Origin of the sequence: Paenibacillus sp. FSL H7-0756, from assembly GCF_038006765.1 — a bacterium.
Classification (GTDB): Bacteria; Bacillota; Bacilli; order Paenibacillales; family Paenibacillaceae; genus Paenibacillus_AQ.
In genome coordinates this window covers 1,471,850-1,492,775 of the sequence record NZ_JBBOVT010000003.1, presented here as the reverse complement: position 1 = coordinate 1,492,775, position 20,926 = coordinate 1,471,850, and the positions used below count along the sequence as shown (strand labels likewise).

The following is a 20,926-nucleotide window of genomic DNA, read 5'->3' as shown; positions in this document are numbered from 1 at the left end:
GTGGTTTCCTCCTTCCAGCGTTTCTAAGCTTCTTGTCCTACAGTTTCGTCTTCAATGCCGAGCTCTTCCTTGATCCATTCGTAACCTTCTGCTTCCAGTTTCTGTGCCAGCTCAGGACCGCCGGATTTCACAATCCGTCCCTGCATCATGACATGCACATAGTCAGGCTTGATATAGTTAAGCAACCGCTGATAGTGGGTAATAACAAGGAATCCGCGTTCCGGGCTGCGCATGGAGTTCACGCCGTCGGCAACAATTTTGAGGGCATCGATATCAAGGCCGGAGTCAATTTCGTCAAGGATGACGATCTTCGGGTCCAGCATCATCATTTGCAGAATCTCGTTACGCTTCTTCTCCCCGCCGGAGAAGCCTTCGTTCAGATAACGGTGCAGGAATTCAGGATTCATATCCAGCTCCTTCATCTTGGCTTCCATCAGCCGGATGAAACGGATCAGCGAGATTTCACTGCCCTCTTCACGGCGGGAGTTGATCGCACTGCGCAGGAAGTCGGAATTTGTTACTCCGCTGATTTCACTCGGATATTGCATCGCCAGGAACAATCCGGCACGGGCGCGTTCATCCACTGCCATCTCCAGCAGGTCTTCGCCTTCGAGTACAGCGGTGCCTTCTGTAACCTCATACTTAGGGTGTCCCATCAGCGCTGAGGCCAGCGTACTTTTACCAGTACCGTTCGGGCCCATAATCGCGTGAATTTCTCCGCCCTTCATCTGAAGGTTAATCCCCTTCAGAATTTCTTTTCCTTCAATCGTCGCTTTCAGTCCCTCAATGACAAATTCTGCTGCCATAATTATTATTCCCTCCATTGATCGATTTGCGAAATCAGAAAGTTGTATTGTCACAGGTTAACCCTGATTACAAGCATTTAGATTTTTTATCACATTGTAATTATTATAAAGTGAATCGGGATGATTATCAATGATTCTCACTAATTTTATTACAAAGGTCCGGTTTTTACAAATGAATTCAGCTCTATTCTTACTTCTGGAGGTAAAGCTCTGGATTCTGGACCTCTTTTGTACCCGCCCAGTTCCAGCACAGCAACGATCCGCTCCAGCGGACGAAGTCCAAGTGCCTTATACCGTTCCCGTTCATACACCCATTCCGGAATGTGGCGGCGTACCTGCCACGGTTCAGATTTGGCCAGAAGCTGAAAATTCTGGACGAGACAGCAGACTGCGGCATAATTCTCCTGCTGCTTATGAGGATCGGCTTCTTCTGTGGCTACAACCAGAAGCAACGGCAGCACAATCTGCTCCTCTACGAAGCTGAGTTGACGGGCAACTTCGCCGCCGGTTACATAGATAAACCGCCACGGCTCCCGCATGCCGTCATTCGGTGCCCAGACTGCTTCGTTCAGCAGCTTCAGTACGCTTTGTGGAGCAGGCAGAGCGGAATTTGCAAGCAAGCTGCCCTCCTCACCAATGATAGTCCAGCTTCGCTCAGCCGGCGTTCTTTTCCGCCCCTTTGGTGCTTTGTCAAAGTAGCCGATTTCCAGAATTCCGGCAAATCTTTCTTTTGCCTGCAAACCAATTTTCTTATAAAAGGGTTCGCTAAGCATCATTGGATCTGTATACCACAACATACCGAGCCCTTGCTCCCAGCCCAAAAGCTGGACACTCTGCATGATGCTGCATACTGCGGCATAATTGATATCCTGCTGGCGCTCCGTTTCACCGGATTCAGCAATGAATAGCAGGTGGGCCGGTGTATTTATGATTTGCTTCTTCATAAGATCGGTCATTTTGGCAGGAAGGAGCTTGGCGAGAGTGCTTCCCTTCACCTTCGCGATCATACATTCAGCCAGTTCATTCCGGGACTCGGGGTCCCCGGCAAAAAGACAGCGCCAGCGGGGTGTTCCCTCGGCCTCGTATAAAGCGGCAGCTTCATTCAGCAAAGATACAATAATTCCCTGCTCAACTGGGATATCGCTGAATCTCCTAATCGTCCGCCGTTCTCTTATGGTGCCGGACATATTCTTCACTCTCATTCCTCCCTGAATATAGCTTGGCGTATAAAATGATTTACCAGTAAACTATATTTTTAAATTCGAGGAATGTCAATCCGTTATCACAAGAGTTAAATCCGTTAATCATTTGTTTACTGATAAATAATTATGAATTAGAATAGATTTAATATATATAAGAAGGAGTGGCCTTTCCCCATGTATCCAGCCGAAGGACTTAAGCGCCTGCTGTATGACCGTTTTATCCATTTATCACATTTATCAGAAGAAATTTTTACCGCTGAGGAGAATACTTTTGCTGATCTCCTGCAGGAGCACGGGATTACGTTATCATCAACCAGTCTAACCAGCATTCATGTCCTCGATTGTATCGGCAATAACGAACCGATTAACAGTACTGCAATTGCGGACAAAATGAAGCTGTCCAAGGCGAGCATCACCAAAATCAGCACCAAGCTCCTGCAGGATGGCTGCATCAAGCGAAGCCGGATGAACGACAACAAGAAAGAGGTATACTTCAGCCTTGCCCCTAAAGGCAGACAGCTCTTTGACATCCACGCCAAGATGCATGAGCACCTTGAACAGAAATTTCTTGAGAGCATGAACTCCTTCACAGAGCCGGAGCTGCAGGCTTCCCTGAAATTCGTCCAAACGATAATTGATCAAAGTCCAAAATAACCCCACTATTAAAAAAATAAAGCCTCCCGCGGGAGGCTTGGCTTCGTCTTCTCCATTATTGGACGCTACCCGGCATTCAGCCCAGGAAAGCGCGCAGCATCCACTGGTTCTTCTCCAGATCCGTGCGGATCTTGATGAACAGGTCTGCGGTCGGCTGGTCGCTGATTTCTTCCGCCAGCTCGATGCCTTCTGTCAGTTCTTCCGCTACTGTAGCGAAATCCTCAATCAGCGCCTGAACCATACCGCGTGCATCTTCTTTGCCTGTGGCTTCCTGAATGGTAGCCAGTTCCAGATATTCTTTCATAGTTGCTGCAGGACTGCCTTTGATGCTCAGCAGGCGCTCAGCCACCTCGTCCATTTTAAGAGTAATATCATCGTACAGCTCTTCGAACTTCACATGAAGGGCAAAGAACTGCTCACCCTTCACATACCAGTGATAGTTATGCACCTTCACATACAATACGTTCAGGTTGGCAACCTGACGGTTCAGTACCTGTTCCAATGAAGCGGTGTTCACTTTGTTTGATGCTTTAGCCATGAGATGATCCCTTCCTTATCCATAGAATTTAGCCGGCTGCTTGTCCATTGTCCGGCCTTGCAGTTGTCTATTCTTCATTTACCCTTCTGCCTGGAGGGCGAAACAAGCTTGACCCCGGGCAAGCCCTCATCCCCGTCACCAGATGCAAGCTTTTGTCCTACCCCGTAGGATGAACCAAGCAGTCGCCGGTTATGCTTAATGCTACGCTTCAAAGACAGAATACAATCAGCCAAGGGGCAGGGAAGCTCCTTGGCTGACTACACCATCGCTATGCGCCTTACATCATTAGCAGCAGGGCCTCTGCACCGGACATGCCCGGCACAATTCCCAGCTTCTCCGCTTCTAAAGTTACAGACTCCAGCGGCGCGGCCAGCAGCTGAGAAAGCGTGCGTACCCCCACAGCTCTTGCCGCAATAATCTGCCGGTCGCTCAGCGTCTCATTCAGCAGTCCAATGTCCAGCGCCCCGCACATGATATATCCCTTGTCTGTACTGATGCTGAGCAGTGTAGTTTTGGGCAGCTTCACCTCAACACCCACCAGGACATGGTCGCCCACCTGCATAGGCTCTAACGTTACCATTTGCAGCACCTCCTTCTTTTCACATTCACGTTGTAGGTTATGCTTATGGTTCAGAGCGCGTGTGGACGATGGTCCTAGTTCGTAGAGAAATTGGAGGGTCAGAAGTCCTTATTTCTATGCAGGAGGGTATATAATTTCCGCTAATTTAGTGGTATAGTTTATATACTAATTTAAATTAAAGAAATCGTGACTAACGATTAAGCTGGGGGATTAATGGATAAGAAACTACAACACACCGACGGCAATTATCTATTTAATGTCGACATCCTGATTAATGCCCGAACGAACCCGCTTGCGCTGCAGTTCCTGCTTGAAATGTTGAATGCCAGCGACAAAGTCACGGATTTCAACATCAACTCCGGGCTGGAGCTTGGAAGAGCCATTGATCATCTGCTGAAGTCCGCAAAAATGTCTCTGAAGAATGACGGTTCGACAATTTCTCCCGTACAGGTGAAGTTGCCGGAGAAGCCGGCAGACCCTCCTGCAGCCAAGCCTGCGGAGAAGCCCGCCGCCAAGAGACCAGCGGCAGCACCGGTAGAAACTCCTGCTGATGTATTCGGCAAAATCAGGCAGTACATTCAGAATAACCAGCTGGTCCGGCTTCGTGCGAACCGGCATGGCAAGCAGGTGTCCATGCCCTGCCGTATTCTGAATTTTGACGAAACTGAGAATTCGCTGAGTGTATACCATGTGGACGAGAAGCAGGTCTACACATTCAAGCTTAATGAAATCGATGAATTTCTGTAAGACGAAGAAGCACCCCCTCCGGGTTCCGGGGGCGGGTGCTTCTTCGTCTTACCGTTATTGTGGTGAATATATGCTCCGGCCGCACTTTACTTCTTGCGCGAGAAAGCCTCCAAGGCGAGGCAGATCCAGCCCGCAATGAAGCATACGCCTCCAAGCGGAGTAATCGCACCGAGAACCTTGATGCCGGAAATACTGAGGATATACAAGCTGCCCGAGAACAGGATCACCCCGGCAACTATCAGCCGCCCTGCCCAGCGCAGACGGACACTTTCGCCCCATTGCCCTGCGGCAAGCCCGATAAGTATCAGAGCCAGCGCATGGAACATATGATACTGTACGCCCGTCTCGTACACCTGCAGATAGTGCTCACTTATTCTTGGCTTCAGGATATGCGATCCGAACGCCCCAATGGCAACGGACAGCATTCCCAGCAAGGCTCCCCAGCCTATCAATCTTCGTTGCATGGATACATAGCTCCTTCCCTGAGTTGAACTTCTCCTATCTTAACGTATCTGCTTCGCCTTTTACCAGCCGCATTATTCCATAGCTCATGCGCCTTGAAGACTTGCATTTAGAGCGGTGTTATGATGAAGTGGTAGTAATAACCTATTACATCTCAAGGAGTGCAGCCCATGGATTATCATTCACCTCCCAAACCGGACAACGCCGCAACCGAGTCTGCAAGATGGGGCTCTTCGGAACAAGACACGAACCCGGATCACGCATACCAGGAGAACAAACGCGACTATAAACACTCCGGCCCCGGTATCGCTTCGTTCGTAATTGCTCTGCTCACACTGGTCTGCTATGCCATTACCTTTGTGTATGTAGGGGCGCAAGCGTCTTCTCTGATGAATGAGCATAATAAACTGATTGCCGATTCGGCCGAAACGATCATGTATCTGGGCCTGACCATGCTGATCCTGGTCGCAGTGAATATCATCGGGACGGTTACCGGCATTATCGGCCTGACCCTGCGCAGACGGCGCAAGGTATTTGCTGTCATCGGCACCATCATCAACGCCGGCTTCCTGCTTCTGTTCATGCTTCTGCTATCCGTTGTGTTCGTGAATGCCGGAGCGTCCTGATAACCGCTCCACAGCAAACACAGCATATCCCCTAACCGGGACATGCTGTGTTTTTTGGTGCAACTATAGAAACAGGACTGGACGTTTAGATCTCGAACTCTTCGCTTGAATCGGACAGTCCGCCGTTCTGCACTCCAGAGTTGTTGGCTACCGCAAGCACGTATACCTTATACTTGGTGCCTTTGACAATCGGGTTACCATTAATATCTCTGGCTGCAGCCGCTATCGAGAGATTGCTTCCGTTGGGGACTGCCGATCTGTAGTAAGACGATTGCACGCTAAGGGCCTCAGCTGTACCGAAGCTCTGCTTGGAAGGGACTACGAATACCCGGTATTCGGAGATATTCGACTCACGGGCGGACTTGGTGAAGTTAACCACAACTTTACCGTTATCCATGCCATAGGTCACATTCGTCACGGAGGTGACAGGCAGCTTAGCCGATAAGGTAATGGCTGCCGATCCCTCCGACAATACGTTAGCTCCCTGGTAGCTGCCGTTTCGGACAGTCAATACATATACCCGGTAGCTGATTCCCGGCTTGATGGCTGCGCCGCGTACGTCTTTGGCTGAGCTGTCGAGCACCTGATTGGTGCTGTCCCCGGATGTACCAACGGTAGTATAATTGCCCGCATTATTGGCATCTGACAAGCTAAAGCTGTTGTAATAATTCATAGGCACTACCAGAATCCGGTAATGGCTGATGTAAGATTCGTCTACGGCATGATTGAACGATACTCTCAGATCACGGCCGTCTCCATAATCGTTCACATCACTCACACTCAGATTCGATATGGCACTGAGGCCGGAGGTATTCACCAGCGTAATCGCCGGAGAAGCAGCAGATAGTACATTTGAGCCCGAATTGTTCCAGTTGCCTGCTGCGAGCACATACACTCTGTAGCTGGTGCCGTTCTTGATCAGGGAACCGCGCACATCTCTGCTGGAGGAGCTCAGAATCTGTTCGGTGTACGTTCCTGATGTGTTTACCGCCGTATAATTCGCACTGGATACGTTATTCGCATCACTTAGGTTGAAGCTGCTGTAATAGTTCGCAGGCACAACCAGAATGCGGTATTGGCTGATGTTAGTCTCGTCTGAGGCATGGTTGAAGGTAACCTTCAAATCCCGCCCGTCATTATAATCGTTCACATCGGTCACATTCAGGTTGGATACCCCTGCATTGGCGAGTGTAAGGGCCGCCGAAGCAGGTGACAGCACATTATTCGCGGCATTGCTGCTGTCAACCGCCAGTACATATACCCTGTAGCTGACACCCGTCTTGATCAGCGCTCCATCTGTATCTCTGGAGCCGGAGGTGAGGTTCATGCTGATATTGTTCCCCGTCTTGTTGATCTGCGTGTAATTGCTGCTGGACACCGCATTAGCTCTGCCCAGATCAAACACCTGGGAAATCGACGCTTTGACTACGAAGATCCGGTAAGTGCTGATCTTACTCTCATCGGCCAGCTTGTTGAAGCTGACGGAGAGATCCCGTCCGTCCCCGTAATCACTGGCATCCGTTGCCTGGACGGTGCCCAATGCCGGAACAGCCTTGTTCTGCAATGTAATAACGGCAGATGCACTGGAGATTGCGCTGGTATTATTGCCTTTGCCGACTGTCACTACATATACGCTATATCCCTGATTATTCTTAATCAGGTCACCGTCGATCGTTCTGGCGGCTGCATTCAGCTTCACAACAGGATTGGCGCCTGTTACCAGAGCAACAGAGTAGTTATAGGACCCTACTGCCAGTGCAGACGACAGATTTAGTGTGGTGCCGTTCTTGGCGATAAGCACGCGGTAGTGATCCACCAGCGATTCGTCGGCCGCACGGTTGAAGCTGACCTGCAGATCCCGGCCGTCTCCATAATCGCCGATATCCTGGGCGGTTACCCCAGATACCGGAGCCGCATTCCCACCTGCCGGAACCGGAGTGGTGATCGTTACAATCTGCGCAGCCGGATTCCAGCCGACCTCGCGGCCTAGCGCTTCACTGACGAACCGGGTAGGTACCATGGTGCGGCCCTTCAGATTCTGGCCCGGCACATCAAGACTGACTGCCTTGTTGTTGATTGTGGCAATTTTGGAGCCAATCTTCAGTACAATCGTTGTATCATTCTGAGAGGCAGTTACTGTCTGTGTCTTCTGATTCCACTTGATGTCGGCATTGAAGGCTTCAAAGATAGCCCGCAGCGGTACCATGGTCCGTCCGTTCACCATTACCGGCGGCTGATCGGTGGACAAGGTCACTCCATCAATAATAACTTTGATGGGTTTAGCTGCTGCCTGGGCAGGGGCCTGAAACAACATCGGGAACACCAACAATCCTGCTACAATCGAAATCCATAACTTTTTCACAAGCTCACCCTCCCGAAATAGGAAACATCTCTCATTTTGCTATCTCTTTGACGTAAGCCGGGCGGAAAAAGTTTCTCTCTGAACCGGTTACAAAAAAATAACCTTTGGAGCCGGTTCCAAAAACGGCAAAAAGACTGCAACAGAGAATACCCATGGGATATTCCGCCATTGCAGTCCCGGTTCCCGGCACCCTGCCGAATCAGTCCGCTTTGGTCAGACTGGACAAGACCCGCTGAATCGCGACAGGATCTTTTCCGACTATTTTTTCCACATAAGTAAATACTACAGGTTCATCCATCTCAAGCCCTTCCGGCGCATCCTCTGTGCCTGCACCGAGTTCGAAGGCTGTGGGCCCTTCTTCTGTTACAATCTCCACAGAATGGGGGTCCATCTGCCCGACGTAAGTGCCTGAGCCCTGAATCTTCTCCGACTCTGCGGCTGCGGAAGGACTAGACTTAAGCACCGGACTGGCGAGAGGTACCGCCGCCGTCTGTAGTACAGGGATGCCCGAAGAGCCTGCTGAAGAAGATTCTCCGGGGGCTCCCGCCGGGCTGTTCCCGCCGCAAGCCGTCAGGGTGAACATTAATATAGCAGTTGCTGTCATACCGGGTAGCGTACGCTCTAATCTCATGATGTGTACCTCCTCTGCTTAGTTGTGTGCTGCTTACCTTACCTAAGGATTACCCCGCAAGACGGGTAGTGTAAACTTGCCGTTACGGGCTGGGCATCAGCCGTACGCACAGAAGCGCCGGACTAATACAATACATGAAGAGCCTTATTCAGCATTTGAAGGAGTGGTATCCTTGAGAATCGATATCGGCTGCGGCCCCGGCAAAGAGTCCGGGTATTTGGGAATCGACCGCACACAGTACCCCGGGGTGGATATCGTCTGCGATATTTGCGAAGGAATCCCCCTGCCCGACAATACGGCCGAATTCGTGATGGCCAGCCGGGTCATGCCTTATGTGAACGATCTGTTTGCAGCGATGTCAGAGATTTATAGAATAAGCACGCACCAAGCGGTTGTGTGCATTCTCTCACCCTATGCCCATAGCTTCCCGCATGCCTCTAACCCTATGTTTAAGCAAAAGTTCGATGAGTATACCCCCCGCTATTTCACCGGCAGCTTCTTCCAGCCCTATCAGAGTCCGCTGTGCCCGGAGATCCCGGATTATCCCGTACCGCTGCCGCCGTTTGACTTCAGACTGCTGCGGATGGAGCTGTTCTATCAATATCCGTATGACGACAATCTGTATGATGCGGAAGAGCTGGAGGTTCTGAAGACGCTGCAGTCCAATGTCATCCATGAAATTATGTACCACTTCGCCGTCATTAAGCGGGAGATTACGGGTGAGGAACTGGAGGCAATGAGCCGGAAGGTGCTGCCTGAACCACAGGCGCTGCTAGAGCGCCGGCTTCGCCTGCAGAACAGGAAATATATGTTATAAAATTCAGATGGACATACAAGATTGCCCACAAAGGAACATAGGCTATTACAACACAAGCAAGATGGCATATCGGCTCACACAGGAGCCGGTCTGCTTTTTTTTTGAAAATAGAAGAATTTATTTGTTTCACATGATAACTTATCCTTCTATTTCTCGCTGAAACGGTACCGTCCTTTACAAGGACGGCAAAGCCGTTTCCACTTGCTGTCAGAGCTTCTATTCAAAAGGAGGTGAAAATTATTCCTCTAGTCGTTCGGTCTACGGTTAATGCAACAGGCGCCATCACTTTCACAGGCAACACACTGGGACTAAGCCGCTCTGAAATTGCCGGTGTACCGGGTACACAGGACAGTATCGGAGGCTTCTCTACGATCAATACAGCTTCTGTATACGGCACTTACCCTGCCGGCACTACCAGTTTATATCAGAGCAACAGTTCAGCAGCAGTTCTAGTACTCCCTGCCGGAAGCACGGTTCTGTATGCCGAGCTGATCTGGGGCGGTTCCTATGTTAACGGCACCGTCAATCTCACCGCGGCAATCAACAACCCTGTATCCTTTACTACACCGCTCGGGAACACGGTCAGTGTCACCCCCGATTCAGCCACAGCCAATTCGGTGGATCTGGGTGGCGGGGCACTCGCGTATGTCCGTTCCGCCAATGTCACCAGCACCATTCAAGCCTCCGGTGCCGGAACCTATGTCACTGGCGGTGTAGTCGGGACTATTGTTATTCCTGGTGATTCCACTGCCAACCATGCGGGCTGGACACTTGCCGTCATCTACCAGAATCCGTCGCTGCCCTTCCGCAACATGTCTCTGCGCGCAGGCGCAGTCCTTGTCCAAGCCTCCTCGGCTCCGGTGGTCACCACCATTACCGGCTTCGCCACACCGGTTACCGGCGCGCTAGGCGGACGTATCCAGTTCAGCGCCCAGGAAGGAGATGCTAACCGCTCGGGTGACCAGGCGCTTTTCGGCCCTACCTCCGCCACCCAGGTCGCCTTGTCCGGGCCTAACAACTTTGCTAACAACTTCTTCGCCTCACAGATTAACAATGATGCCGGCAATCTGAATACGACCGGAACGTTCGGTACCCGCAACCAGACCAACGGCAGTCCGGGCTCCAACATTGTCGGGGGGCGGCAGGGATGGGATATCACGAATGTGGATGTCTCTGCGCGTCTGGTCAATAACCAGTCCTCTGCACTCCTGACCTTGACTACTTCAGGCGATGCGTATGTCGTTAACGCCAACGGGCTGCAAATTGACATCAATGCTCCCAAGATCTCCTTGACCAAAAGCGCAAATGTCGCCGGTACTATCGTAGGCGATCTGGTCACCTACACCGTAACGGTCAACAATACCGGTACGGCAAGTGCAGCCAGTGTTGTATTGTCGGATACCTTACCGGCAGGTCTTACTTTTGTCGCAGGAAGCGTGGTGGTGGCCGGTGTTTCCAGGCCGACTTATGATATAACCTCCGGCATCCCGCTGGGATCGCTGGCCCTTGGCACTTCTATAACGGTTACCTATCAAGCCAGAGTGACTTCCTTGCCGAATCCGCAGTTCGTTCCCAACACAGCCACCGCCGCCTTCACCTTCCAGAGTGTGGCCGGAGGCCCGATTGTGAGCGGGGTTATTCCATCCAATACACAATCGCTGCCGGTATATTCTCCGGTTCTCGGCATTGTCAAGAGCGCCAATACTACCAACGCAACCGTCGGAGACCAGATTCTCTACACTCTGCAAATCTCCAATACCGGCAATATCGGCGCCACTACTACGCTCACGGATAACATTCCTGCAGGCAGCTCCTATGTTCCGGGAAGCTTCACGGTAAACGGTACGCCTGTGGCGGGTAATCCCGCCGCCGGGATCGCCATCGGCACCATCGCAGCAGGAGGAAGCTCGACCGTCCAGTTCCGCGTGCTGGTGAACAGCCTGCCCTCTCCTCCGCAGCTCGTTGACCAGGCTACAGCCGCCTATACCTTCCTGGTTCCTGACGGGCGGACAGTGAACGGTACGGCAGCCTCCAATACGCTCACCATACCTGTCAGATTGCCGAATGTCGCCCTTGTCAAAAGCGCCAGCTTCCCGGATGTCGCTGTAGGCGATACCCTGCAATATACGTCTGTGGTTACTAATAACGGAATCGTCGCCGTCACGAATGTTGTGCTCTCTGATCCGATACCCGCGGGCAGCACTCTGGTGCCGGGAAGCGTGGTGGTGGCGGGAACTGCCCGGCCAGCTGCTGATCCGGCTTCGGGGATATCCGTAGGCACCATTGCGCCAGGGACCAGCGTAACAGTAACCTTCCAGGTGAGTGTCAACTCTGTGCCGGGAAGCGGCCAGCTCGCTAACCAGTCATCGGCCTCTTACAGCTCTGGGTCCTTCAACGCCATCACACAGTCCAACACAACCTTGACTCCCGTATACCAGCCCGTGATCGGTATTACCAAAAGCGCAAGCCCCGGCAGCGCCACGGTTGGGGGAAATGTGCTGTATACCCTGCAAGTCCAAAATACCGGCAATCTCGCAGCAACGGTAACCTTAACTGACACGATTCCTGCCGGATCTGCCTTCGTCGCCGGAAGCGTCACCGTAAACGGCGTGGTCCGTCCGTCAGATTCTCCGGTAAGCGGAATTCCGCTCGGGTCCGTAGCACCGGGAGCCGCCTTGACCGTAACCTTCCTCACCACTGTTCAATCCCTGCCGTCTCCGGCAACCTTGACGGACCAGGGCAGCAGCAGCTACACCTATCAGTTGCCCAGCGGACGCTCTCTGTCCGGTGGAAGTGTATCCAATACGGTAACTATTCCGGTCTCTGCCCCGAACATCACGATTCTCAAAAATGCCAATCTCACCTCTGTGGCTGTAGGCGAATATCTTACTTACACCGTCTCCGTATCCAACCCCAGCGGTGTAGCTGTTAACAATGTAGTGCTGTCTGATCCGGCTCCGGCAGGCAGTGCCTTTGTAGCGGGAACTGTCACGGTGAACGGAACGGCCGTACCCTCTGCCAATCCTAATGCCGGGATTGCTCTCGGAACACTTGCTGCGGGCGCAACAAGCATCGTTGTCTTCCAGGTTAATGCGACCTCTATTCCAAGCCCGCCACAACTGAGCAACCGGGCCAGCGCCTCATTTACGGCCGGCTCATTCAGCGGAACAGCCCTGTCTAATACAGTGTCTACCCCGGTCTTCATTCCAGTCATTGGACTTGTCAAAAGCTCAAATCCTGCGCAGGCTTCTGTCGGCAGTCTGCTCTCCTTCTCCATCCTGGCCAGCAACACCGGCAATATCGCGGCCATGCTGAATCTGACCGATGCCCTGCCGCCGCAGACGGTATTCGAGACCAACAGCGTAAGTATAGGCGGAACGCCGCTGCCGGGGTACAGTCCCTTAACCGGCATTCCGGTGGGTCCGCTTGCTCCGGGTGACAGCGTCGTAGTCAGCTTCCTTGTTACGGTTACTGCGCTCCCCCCGAACCAGCAGCTGCCCAATACCGCAGCGGCCTCCTACACGTTCACCCTGCCGGATGGGCGTCAGCTTGGCAGTAACACCGTGTCGAACACCCTTACCGTACCCGTCTCGGCACCAAATGTCAGTGTGGTCAAAAGCGTCAATGCCATTGATGCCGGCACCGGTGATATCCTCACCTTCACCTCCGTGCTGACGAATAACAGTATTGCCTCTGTCAGCAACATCATTCTCAGCGATCCCTTGCCAGAGAATGCAGCGTTCCTTCCCGGAACCGTAATTGTCGGCGGCGTCTCCCAGCCGTTGGCAGTTCCGTCCGCCGGCATCCCAATCGGCAGCCTGGGGCCTGGAGCCTCCGTTGCCGTCACATTCGAGGTGAGAATAACCATGCCGATTCCTTCACAGGTCAATAACCAGTCGACCGTCAGCTTCACCTCCGGGGTCTTCTCCGGCTCTTCATCGTCCAATGTTACCACCACACCGGTCACACAGCCGCAGATCTCGCTTGTCAAAAGCGCCAGTGACCTGAACGCCACAGTTGGCGATACGGTCATTTATACCGTTGTGGTCAGCAATACCGGTAACCTGGCCGCCAATGTTACGTTAACCGACAATATCCCGGCTGGTACTACCTTTGACCCTAACAGCGTTATTGTCGGCGGTTTTCCTCAGCCGGGGGCTGCACCGGATACCGGAATTACTGTCGGAACTGTCGCTCCCGGGGCAAGTGTACCGGTCAGCTTCACGGTCTTCATCGTGTCCCTGCCGTCCCCGCAGCAGCTGGTCAATCAGGCAGCTTCTACCTATACCTTCACACCGCCTGACGGCCGGCTGCTCAGCGGCAGCGCCGTCTCCAATACCGTAACCATCGCCGTCTCTGCCCCCAACCTGTCGGTGGTCAAGAGCACCGCTTCCACTTCAGTAGCAATCGGTGACACCATTGCCTATTCCGTCGATATCACGAATAACGGGGCAGACCCGGTAAACAATGTGATCCTCAGCGATCCAACACCGGATGGAGCCACTTTTGTGCCCGGCAGCGTGTCCGTGAACGGGGTTCCGTTCCCTAATGCCCATCCGGCATCAGGGATTCCAGTCAGTACGCTTGCCTCTGGTGCCTCAGCCGTTGTCTCTTACAGTGTCACCGTCGCCTCCGTACCTGCAGATGCCTCCATTGATAATCAGGCGAGCGTCACTTATACCTCAGGTGTCTTCGCCGGCTCGACCTTCTCCAACCCTGTGGCGGTCCCCGTCTTCCAGCCGGTGATCGCAGCAGCCAAAGCTGCAAGTACCACCAATGCCACAGTCGGGGATACCGTGACCTACACCATTAACATCAGCAATACGGGCAACTATGGAGCCAGCCTGACGGTCACGGACAATATTCCGGCCGGGACTACCTTTGAGGAGAACAGTGTGCTAATCGGCGGGCTGCCTCTGCCGCAGGCTAATCCCTCCACAGGAATTGCCGCAGGCACCATCGCTCCGGGAGCGGCTGTAGCTGTCACATTCTCGGTGGTCATCACTTCATTGCCATCGCCGCAGGTTCTGGTCAACCAGGGAACCGTGGCTTCCAGCTTCACCTTGCCGGACGGAAGAACCCTGGGAGGCTCTTCCCTCACTAATACCGTGACCCTGCCGGTCTCGAACCCGAACCTGGCTGTCGTCAAAACTACCGCAACCACCGCAACCAATATCGGAGACACCATCTCGTATTCCGTAACCTTAACCAACAACGGTATTGCGACAGTCAATAATGTAGTATTCACGGATGCTCTGCCTGCCGGGACCGCCTTCGTTCCGGGCAGCGTGCTCGTGGATGGCGTGGCACGCCCTGCGGCTTCACCGGCTACGGGGGTGACCATAGGCAGTATCGCTCCCGGGGCTTCCGTCACAGTGGCCTTCAACGTGACGGTTACAGCACTGCCTCCTTCCGGGTTACTGAACAATCAGTCCTCAGCCAGCTTCACTTCCGGCGCCCTGTCCAGTGCGGCCTTCTCCAATATTGTGACCACTCCGGTATTCCAGCCGATCATCGCCGCAGCCAAGAGCTCCAGCGCTCAAAATGCAACGGTAGGCGACACCATTGTGTATACCGTCAATGTAAGCAATTCAGGTAACTATGCGGCCTCAGCCACGCTGACCGATACGATTCCGGCAGGTACAACTCTGGTTCCGAACAGTGTGCTGATTAACGGCTTTCCTTCTCCGGGTGCTGATCCTGCTACCGGAATCACCCTGGGCAGTATTGCAGCCGGTGCAGCGCTGACTGTAGTGTTCTCCGTAGTGATCGACACGCTGCCGGCCAGCCAGCAGCTTAGCAATCAGGCCATCCTCGCCTTCAACTATACGCTGCCGGATGGACGCGTCTTCAACCAGTCCGCCAGCTCGAACATCAATCTGATTCCGGTATCATCGCCGGATGTTCTTGTAGCCAAGAGCACTACTGTAATTGATGCAGTCCCGGGGGATACCGTTCCGTACAGCATTGCAGTCACCAATAACGGCATTGCACCGGTTAATAATGCCGTGCTGAGTGATCCCATTCCGGCCGGCTCTTCCTTTGTGGCCGGCAGCGTAGTCGTGGACGGCACTCCGCTGCCCGGGGGCAATCCGGCAAACGGGATTTCGCTCGGAACCATAGCTCCAGGAGCTACCGTTCTGGTTACCTTCAACATCCTGGTTAATACACTGCCCAATCCAGCCACACTAAGCAATCTGGCTTCCATCAGTTTCACCTCCGGCGCATTCTCGGGTGCCTCTTATTCCAACACGCTGGTCACTCCGGTATTCCAGCCGGTTATCGGCATTCTGAAGGCTGCCGATACCACGAATGCGACGGTGGGAGATACCGTCACCTATTCACTCAGCGTTACCAATACAGGCAATCTTGCGGCTGTCGTCACCTTAACAGACTCCATCCCTGCGGGAGCTGTATTCATTCCGAACAGCGTACTGGTTAACGGCCAGCCCGTTCCCGGCGCTGATCCGACTACCGGAATCAACCTGGGTACAGTTCCAGCGGGCGCTACTGTTACCATGCTCGTCACCCTGCAGGTTACGCTGGCTTCCCTGCCTTCACCGCAGCAGCTGGTGAACCAGGCCGCCGCAACCTTTACCTTCACGCCGCCGGATGGCCGCTCGCTCTCCGGATCTGCTGTATCGAATACGCTGGTCATCCCCGTCTCTTCACCGGACGTAACCGCAGTTAAGAGCACTCCGGCTGTCGATGCGGTTGTCGGTGATATCATCACTTATACGATTGCCGTCACCAACAACGGCATTGTTCCCGTCAACAACGTGGTCCTCGTTGACCCGATCCCGGCCGGCAGCCAGTTCGTTACAGGCAGCGTAACTGTAGACGGCACTCCTCGTCCCGGAGCAAATCCGGGCACCGGTATCCTGATCGGAACGATCGCACCGGGAGCAACCTCAACGGTAACCTTCCAGGTCCAGGTCATCGTCATATGACAGACGGCTCACGGCTCCAGCCTGTCGTAAGTAATCAGTCCATGGTTCTGTACAGCTCAGCAGAGGGCACCGACTCGGTTACCTATTCCAATACCGTCAATACGCTTGTCGTGGGCCCTGTGTTATCGCTGCAAAAGCAAGCAGACCGCCCGAGCGCCTCCCTGGGGGAGACGCTCGTCTACACTGTGACCGCCAGGAACAGCGGCAATACCGGGGCAGTTGTCACCCTCACGGATGTGCTTCCTCCGGGCGTCTCGTTCATTGCCAATAGTGTGCTTAGAGACGGAGTGCCCCTTCCGGGGGTTACTCCATCTTCCGGCATTCCCCTTGGCCTGCTCGCTCCTCATTCGGGAGTAAGTATCGCCTTCCAGGTCATTGTCATCTCGCTTCCGCCTTCACTCGAGCTGGTTAACAGGGCGGTGGGCACGTATTCCTTCAATACACCTGAAGGCAGAGCGGTAAACGGGGAGATCCGTTCCAATCCGGTTAGTGTCTCCCTGCTGTCTTACCAGTTGTCTTCCCTGCTCTCAGCCAGCACCCCCACAACCTTCATTGGGGATGTCGTCACTTATACCCTTCAGCTCAGGAATGAAGGCACCCGGCCGCTGACCGGAGTCATTGTCACGCTTCCCGTTCCGGAAGGCACCACCTTCCTTCCCGGAAGTGTTATCGCTGGCGGGATTTATCAGCCTGAGGCCGACCCGGCATCAGGCATCGGGCTGGGTTCGCTCCCTGCAGAAGCAGTCTCCGAGATCTCCTACCGTGTCCGGGTGAGCTCGAATCCTCCAGGCTCGGTGATTCTGGCGAACGCACAAATCTCTTATGACGCTAACGACACCAGAACCTCGACCACAAGCAATACGGTTCAGATTACGGTCATCCAGCCTGGATTATCGGTAAGGCTGAAGGTTGATCTCTACAGTGCAGCGCCCGGCGACAATCTGCGGTACGAGTTCACTGTGAATAACAGCGGCAATCTGGCTGTGAACGCACGGCTCACGGACGCCGTTCCGCCCAGCGTACTGTTGGTCTGGGACAGCGTCCGTATTGACGGGGTTCCTCAGAGGGGCGTGCGCCCCGGAGACGGAATCCCGCTGGGCACCTTACGGGCAGGCGCTGTTATGGTGATTGATTTTCTCGTATCTATTCCGGGTGCCACCGATATCCGCCAGACTCCGGCCATTCAGAATCAGGGAGTGGTCCAGTATACATTCTCCCTGCCGGACGGGCGCAATGTCGGGCAGGTCTCCCGCTCGAATGCGGTGACCACGTTGCTGTTCACGCCCATCATCTCGATCCAGATTGAGGGAGAGCCGCCCGTTGTCGAGCCTGGAGGCATCGCAGAATTCAACATTTACGTGTCCAACAGCGGGAATTATCCGGCTGAGGTCTCCGTGATCCGGATTGTGCCACAGGGTGCCGTCATTGATCCCGATATCGTTACAATAAGCGCCATCACTGTACCCGGTACGCCGTATAGCGGAACCGTTGCTCTGGGAACGCTGGAAGCGGGGCAGACTTCCACACTCACTTATTTTGTCAAAATAAATGCGGATTATATGGGCAAGGATCTTCAAGGCTCTACGGCTGCCCTGTATCTATTCACCATCGACGGACGGCGGTACTCCGGCGAGGCCCGTTCTAATACCTACAAGCTGCTCCTGGAAGAAATCAGTGAATAATACAGCTCACATATCCCCCATCTCCCTGAATATACTTTAGTTACAACCTGCTGCTTCGTCTTAGTCTCCGTAGTGACAATACCGAATAACACAGTCCATGGGAGGTGGTCATCCTTGTCCCAGCCGTCCGGTCCATACACTTTTGTCGTCTCCAAAGAAGACTGGTCCCTTCACCGCAAAGGCCATCAGGATCAGGAGCGTCACCAGCAAAAGGTCAGAGAAGCCATCAAGGGCAATCTGCCCGATCTGGTTACTGAAGAGAACATTATTTTGTCGGGCGGCAAGCAGATTGTGAAGGTGCCGATCCGCAGTCTGGATGAATACCGGATTATCTATAATTTCCGCAAGCAGAAGCATGTCGGCCAGGGGGACGGGGAGAGCCAGGTAGGCGATGTCCTCGGTCGCGATTCCCAGTCGGCCCAGCCGGGCAAAGGGGATAAAGCGGGCGATCAGCCCGGAACAGATACCGTTGAAGCCGAGGTCGATCTGGAGGATCTGGAGGATATTCTGTTCCAGGACATGGAGCTGCCCCATCTGAAGCCGAAGGATAAGGAAGAGATTGAGGTCAAATCGATTGTCTTCAATGATATCCGCAAAAAAGGCATGATGTCGAACATCGACAAGAAACGAACATTACTGGAGAATCTGCGGCGCAATGCCAGCAGCGGCAACCCTGGAATACACAGCATCAGCCCCGATGATCTGCGTTACAAAACCTGGGATGACATCACGGTTCCTCACTCGAATGCCGTGATTATTGCGATGATGGACACCTCGGGCAGTATGGGCACTTTTGAAAAATACTGCGCCCGCAGCTTCTTCTTCTGGATGACCCGCTTCCTGCGCCGCCAGTACGAGAAGGTGGATATTGTGTTTCTGGCCCATCATACGGAAGCCAAAGAGGTCAGCGAGCATGACTTCTTCACCCGGGGCGAGAGCGGGGGGACGATCTGCTCCTCGGCGTACCAGAAAGCCCTGGAGATTATCGACAGCCGCTATCCGCCTGCCAAGTACAACATCTATCCCTTCCATTTCTCGGATGGCGATAATCTGACCTCCGACAATGAGCGCTGTGTCAAGCTGATCGGCGAGCTGCTGAAGCGCAGCAATATGTTCGGCTACGGTGAGGTGAACCAGTACAACCGCAGCAGCACCCTGATGTCCGCCTACCGCCACCTGAAGCAGGAGCAGTTCATGCATTATGTGATTAAGGATAAGAAGGAAGTGTATCAGGCGCTGAAAGTTTTTTTCGGCAAAAAGGTTACTGAAGCTTAAGCAGCTTCACTTCAGGACTGTCAGTCGAGCAACGAGCAATTAAGCAGTTAAGCCATAACCGCTATGCGCATTCTTGCGCTGTGAGTTCCCGCCCCGCCCTGCTGCTTCTTGCGGTGTGCGGGGTTTTTGTGCGGTTTTTTTGTGCTGGCTTGGAACTTGCGCCGCATAATTCTGTTGACTATTATATCGTCAGCCGATATACTAACTATATCGGTTGACGATATAACGACAGATGGTATACCGTCAGATGCTATAACGCCGAAGGATACAAAGGAAATGACCTGGTCTGTGGAATGAGACCCAAAGATGCAAGATAAGGAAGGTGATGGCATTGTCCGGCAACAATGAATACGGGGCGCTGACCGAAGGCGTCTATTATATCCTCTTGTCCCTGCTCACCCCGATGCACGGCTACGGCATTATGCAGAATGTGAAGCTGCTGAGCAATCAGCGCGTAGAGCTGGGGGCAGGCACGTTATACGGAGCGTTAAGCACGCTGGTGGAACGGGGCTGGATCAAGCTGCTGGCCGGTGGAGAAGATTCACGCAAGAAGGAATATCAGATTACGGAGCTTGGCAAATCGATAGTCCAGAGTGAAATGACAAGGCTTGACGAGTTGCTCACAAATGGAAGAAAGCTACTGGGAGGCGAAGTGTAATGAGTCAGGTGGTACGCAAATTTTTCATGGATTTCGAGAAGGAAGAAGCGTGGCTGAATGAGATGTCGGCCAAGGGATGGGCACTGGTGGAGCATTCTTGGGCCCGTTATGTGTTCGAGGAGAGCGCCAAGGGGGAGTATATTTACCGGATTGAGCTGCTGGAGAAGGACCCTAAGGAGGCGGCCGGCTACTTGCAATTCATGGAAGAGACCGGAGCCGAGCGTGTGCCGTCCGGGCCTCCTACCAAGGCCAATCGTGCATTTATGAACCAGCGCTGGGTGTTCTTCAGAAGGAAGGCCTCGGAAGGCCCCTTCCAGATCTATACTGATGCGGATTCCAAAATCAAACACTATCAGCGAATCTATAAAGTCTATCTGTCCCTTGCGTTCCTTGAGCTGATCATCGGCTCCTTCAATATCATGCTGATTATGCTGAATACTTCCTCTAACATCTACAAAATCAACCTCATCGTGGGAGTGTCCGTTATCATTCTGGGCCTGTTCTTCGTGTGGCTCAGTTTGCCGGTCCGCCGCAAGATTGCGCGGCTGCAGCAGGAGAAGCTGATTCGGGAGTGAGGGGCTGGTTTACAACCTTTCAATAGACAGTGTCACGGCAGCTAACAACAGGACAGATAACAAGTGGAATAGTGCTGCTTATTTCTTCAATTTCTTACGATTACAGGTAAACAAGTGGAAAAACAGCATCTGCTAGGGCCGGTTTTGCTCCAAGGGGGCGCTCTGCAAACATTTAAGTGTTGTTTTTCCAACTCTTGCCGGAGTATCGTCGATCGGTTCGATAACAAGTGCCCAAAATCCACCTATTCCCCCATTGCGGCAAGCAGAGCAGTTTATCGCATACATCTGGCCCAAGCGCCTACCCTGAGTAAATTGTGTTCGGTTTTTCGCATACACATACACCCGGTCCCTGCGCGCTTAC

Annotated in this window: 16 protein-coding genes; 9 read left to right on the top strand and 7 right to left on the bottom strand. The window is 53.3% G+C overall.

The genetic code is table 11. From position 1 onward, the window contains the following. Positions 1 to 23: 23 nt before the first annotated feature. Both sufC and NST04_RS32310 read right to left on the bottom strand, forming a co-directional pair. Positions 24 to 806, bottom strand: a complete 783-nt coding sequence (sufC, locus tag NST04_RS32315; RefSeq protein ID WP_341187872.1) for a Fe-S cluster assembly ATPase SufC — start codon at positions 804 to 806, stop codon at positions 24 to 26. Between the two features lie 149 nt (positions 807 to 955). Next, positions 956 to 1,993: a nitroreductase family protein gene (locus NST04_RS32310; protein ID WP_341188124.1), complete on the bottom strand. Its 1,038-nt coding sequence runs from the start codon at positions 1,991 to 1,993 to the stop codon at positions 956 to 958. A gap of 189 nt (positions 1,994 to 2,182) precedes the next feature. Between NST04_RS32310 and NST04_RS32305 the strand changes: the two genes are divergently transcribed. Then, the gene (locus tag NST04_RS32305) at positions 2,183 to 2,662 is read left to right on the top strand and encodes a MarR family transcriptional regulator (RefSeq protein ID WP_341187871.1); all 480 of its coding nucleotides are present in this window, start codon (positions 2,183 to 2,185) and stop codon (positions 2,660 to 2,662) included. A gap of 76 nt (positions 2,663 to 2,738) precedes the next feature. Here the strand turns inward: NST04_RS32305 and NST04_RS32300 are convergent, their stop codons facing one another. Together NST04_RS32300 and NST04_RS32295 are read right to left on the bottom strand one after the other, a co-directional pair. Next, entirely contained in the window at positions 2,739 to 3,200 is a 462-nt protein-coding gene (locus NST04_RS32300) for a Dps family protein (RefSeq protein ID WP_036692784.1), read from the bottom strand. Between the two features lie 277 nt (positions 3,201 to 3,477). After that, positions 3,478 to 3,780 (bottom strand): YunC family protein, encoded by a 303-nt coding sequence (locus tag NST04_RS32295; protein WP_341187870.1) that lies wholly within the window; start codon positions 3,778 to 3,780, stop codon positions 3,478 to 3,480. 213 nt (positions 3,781 to 3,993) lie between these two features. Between NST04_RS32295 and NST04_RS32290 the strand changes: the two genes are divergently transcribed. Then, the gene (locus NST04_RS32290) at positions 3,994 to 4,527 is read left to right on the top strand and encodes a hypothetical protein (protein WP_341187869.1); all 534 of its coding nucleotides are present in this window, start codon (positions 3,994 to 3,996) and stop codon (positions 4,525 to 4,527) included. 86 nt (positions 4,528 to 4,613) lie between these two features. Here the strand turns inward: NST04_RS32290 and NST04_RS32285 are convergent, their stop codons facing one another. Beyond that, on the bottom strand, positions 4,614 to 4,991 hold the full coding sequence (locus NST04_RS32285; RefSeq protein WP_341187868.1) for a DUF423 domain-containing protein: 378 nt from the start codon (positions 4,989 to 4,991) through the stop codon (positions 4,614 to 4,616). Positions 4,992 to 5,159: 168 nt separating this feature from the next. On the opposite strand from NST04_RS32285, the gene NST04_RS32280 reads away from it, so the two are divergent. Beyond that, complete coding sequence (locus NST04_RS32280; protein ID WP_341187867.1) at positions 5,160 to 5,615, top strand: hypothetical protein; 456 nt, start codon at positions 5,160 to 5,162, stop codon at positions 5,613 to 5,615. Between the two features lie 85 nt (positions 5,616 to 5,700). Here NST04_RS32280 and NST04_RS32275 read toward each other — a convergent pair whose 3' ends face one another. Together NST04_RS32275 and NST04_RS32270 are read right to left on the bottom strand one after the other, a co-directional pair. Continuing rightward, on the bottom strand, positions 5,701 to 7,977 hold the full coding sequence (locus NST04_RS32275; protein ID WP_341187866.1) for a copper amine oxidase N-terminal domain-containing protein: 2,277 nt from the start codon (positions 7,975 to 7,977) through the stop codon (positions 5,701 to 5,703). A gap of 199 nt (positions 7,978 to 8,176) precedes the next feature. Beyond that, entirely contained in the window at positions 8,177 to 8,608 is a 432-nt protein-coding gene (locus NST04_RS32270) for a hypothetical protein (RefSeq protein ID WP_341187865.1), read from the bottom strand. Positions 8,609 to 8,780: 172 nt separating this feature from the next. On the opposite strand from NST04_RS32270, the gene NST04_RS32265 reads away from it, so the two are divergent. The 6 genes from NST04_RS32265 to NST04_RS32240 all read left to right on the top strand — a co-directional run bounded on the left by NST04_RS32265 (position 8,781) and on the right by NST04_RS32240 (position 20,565). Next, a complete protein-coding gene (locus tag NST04_RS32265) occupies positions 8,781 to 9,425 on the top strand; it encodes a methyltransferase domain-containing protein (protein ID WP_341187864.1) in 645 nt (214 codons plus the stop codon). A 281-nt stretch (positions 9,426 to 9,706) separates the two neighbouring features. Next, positions 9,707 to 16,375 carry a DUF7507 domain-containing protein gene (locus NST04_RS32260; RefSeq protein ID WP_445667979.1) on the top strand — a complete coding sequence of 2,223 codons (6,669 nt, stop codon included), beginning with the start codon at positions 9,707 to 9,709 and terminating at the stop codon, positions 16,373 to 16,375. Beyond that, entirely contained in the window at positions 16,372 to 18,057 is a 1,686-nt protein-coding gene (locus NST04_RS32255) for a DUF11 domain-containing protein (RefSeq protein WP_341187862.1), read from the top strand. Before NST04_RS32260 ends, NST04_RS32255 begins: the two co-directional genes overlap by 4 nt. 114 nt (positions 18,058 to 18,171) lie before the next feature. Continuing rightward, positions 18,172 to 19,332, top strand: a complete 1,161-nt coding sequence (yhbH, locus tag NST04_RS32250) for a sporulation protein YhbH (protein WP_341187861.1) — start codon at positions 18,172 to 18,174, stop codon at positions 19,330 to 19,332. A 325-nt stretch (positions 19,333 to 19,657) separates the two neighbouring features. Further along, on the top strand, positions 19,658 to 19,990 hold the full coding sequence (locus tag NST04_RS32245) for a PadR family transcriptional regulator (protein ID WP_036692768.1): 333 nt from the start codon (positions 19,658 to 19,660) through the stop codon (positions 19,988 to 19,990). Further along, positions 19,990 to 20,565 (top strand): DUF2812 domain-containing protein, encoded by a 576-nt coding sequence (locus tag NST04_RS32240; RefSeq protein WP_341187860.1) that lies wholly within the window; start codon positions 19,990 to 19,992, stop codon positions 20,563 to 20,565. Before NST04_RS32245 ends, NST04_RS32240 begins: the two co-directional genes overlap by 1 nt. Positions 20,566 to 20,926 lie beyond the last annotated feature (361 nt).

What these genes read in the sequence shown, in the direction of transcription:
- NST04_RS32270 (WP_341187865.1), bottom strand. Translation starts at nt 8,608, where the DNA reads ATGAGATTAGAGCGTACGCTACCCGGTATGACAGCAACTGCTATATTA.
- NST04_RS32310 (WP_341188124.1), bottom strand. Translation starts at nt 1,993, where the DNA reads ATGTCCGGCACCATAAGAGAACGGCGGACGATTAGGAGATTCAGCGAT.
- NST04_RS32300 (WP_036692784.1), bottom strand. Translation starts at nt 3,200, where the DNA reads ATGGCTAAAGCATCAAACAAAGTGAACACCGCTTCATTGGAACAGGTA.
- NST04_RS32280 (WP_341187867.1), top strand. Translation starts at nt 5,160, where the DNA reads ATGGATTATCATTCACCTCCCAAACCGGACAACGCCGCAACCGAGTCT.
- NST04_RS32240 (WP_341187860.1), top strand. Translation starts at nt 19,990, where the DNA reads ATGAGTCAGGTGGTACGCAAATTTTTCATGGATTTCGAGAAGGAAGAA.
- NST04_RS32295 (WP_341187870.1), bottom strand. Translation starts at nt 3,780, where the DNA reads ATGGTAACGTTAGAGCCTATGCAGGTGGGCGACCATGTCCTGGTGGGT.
- NST04_RS32285 (WP_341187868.1), bottom strand. Translation starts at nt 4,991, where the DNA reads ATGCAACGAAGATTGATAGGCTGGGGAGCCTTGCTGGGAATGCTGTCC.
- NST04_RS32305 (WP_341187871.1), top strand. Translation starts at nt 2,183, where the DNA reads ATGTATCCAGCCGAAGGACTTAAGCGCCTGCTGTATGACCGTTTTATC.
- NST04_RS32255 (WP_341187862.1), top strand. Translation starts at nt 16,372, where the DNA reads ATGACAGACGGCTCACGGCTCCAGCCTGTCGTAAGTAATCAGTCCATG.
- sufC (WP_341187872.1), bottom strand. Translation starts at nt 806, where the DNA reads ATGGCAGCAGAATTTGTCATTGAGGGACTGAAAGCGACGATTGAAGGA.
- NST04_RS32290 (WP_341187869.1), top strand. Translation starts at nt 3,994, where the DNA reads ATGGATAAGAAACTACAACACACCGACGGCAATTATCTATTTAATGTC.
- NST04_RS32245 (WP_036692768.1), top strand. Translation starts at nt 19,658, where the DNA reads ATGGCATTGTCCGGCAACAATGAATACGGGGCGCTGACCGAAGGCGTC.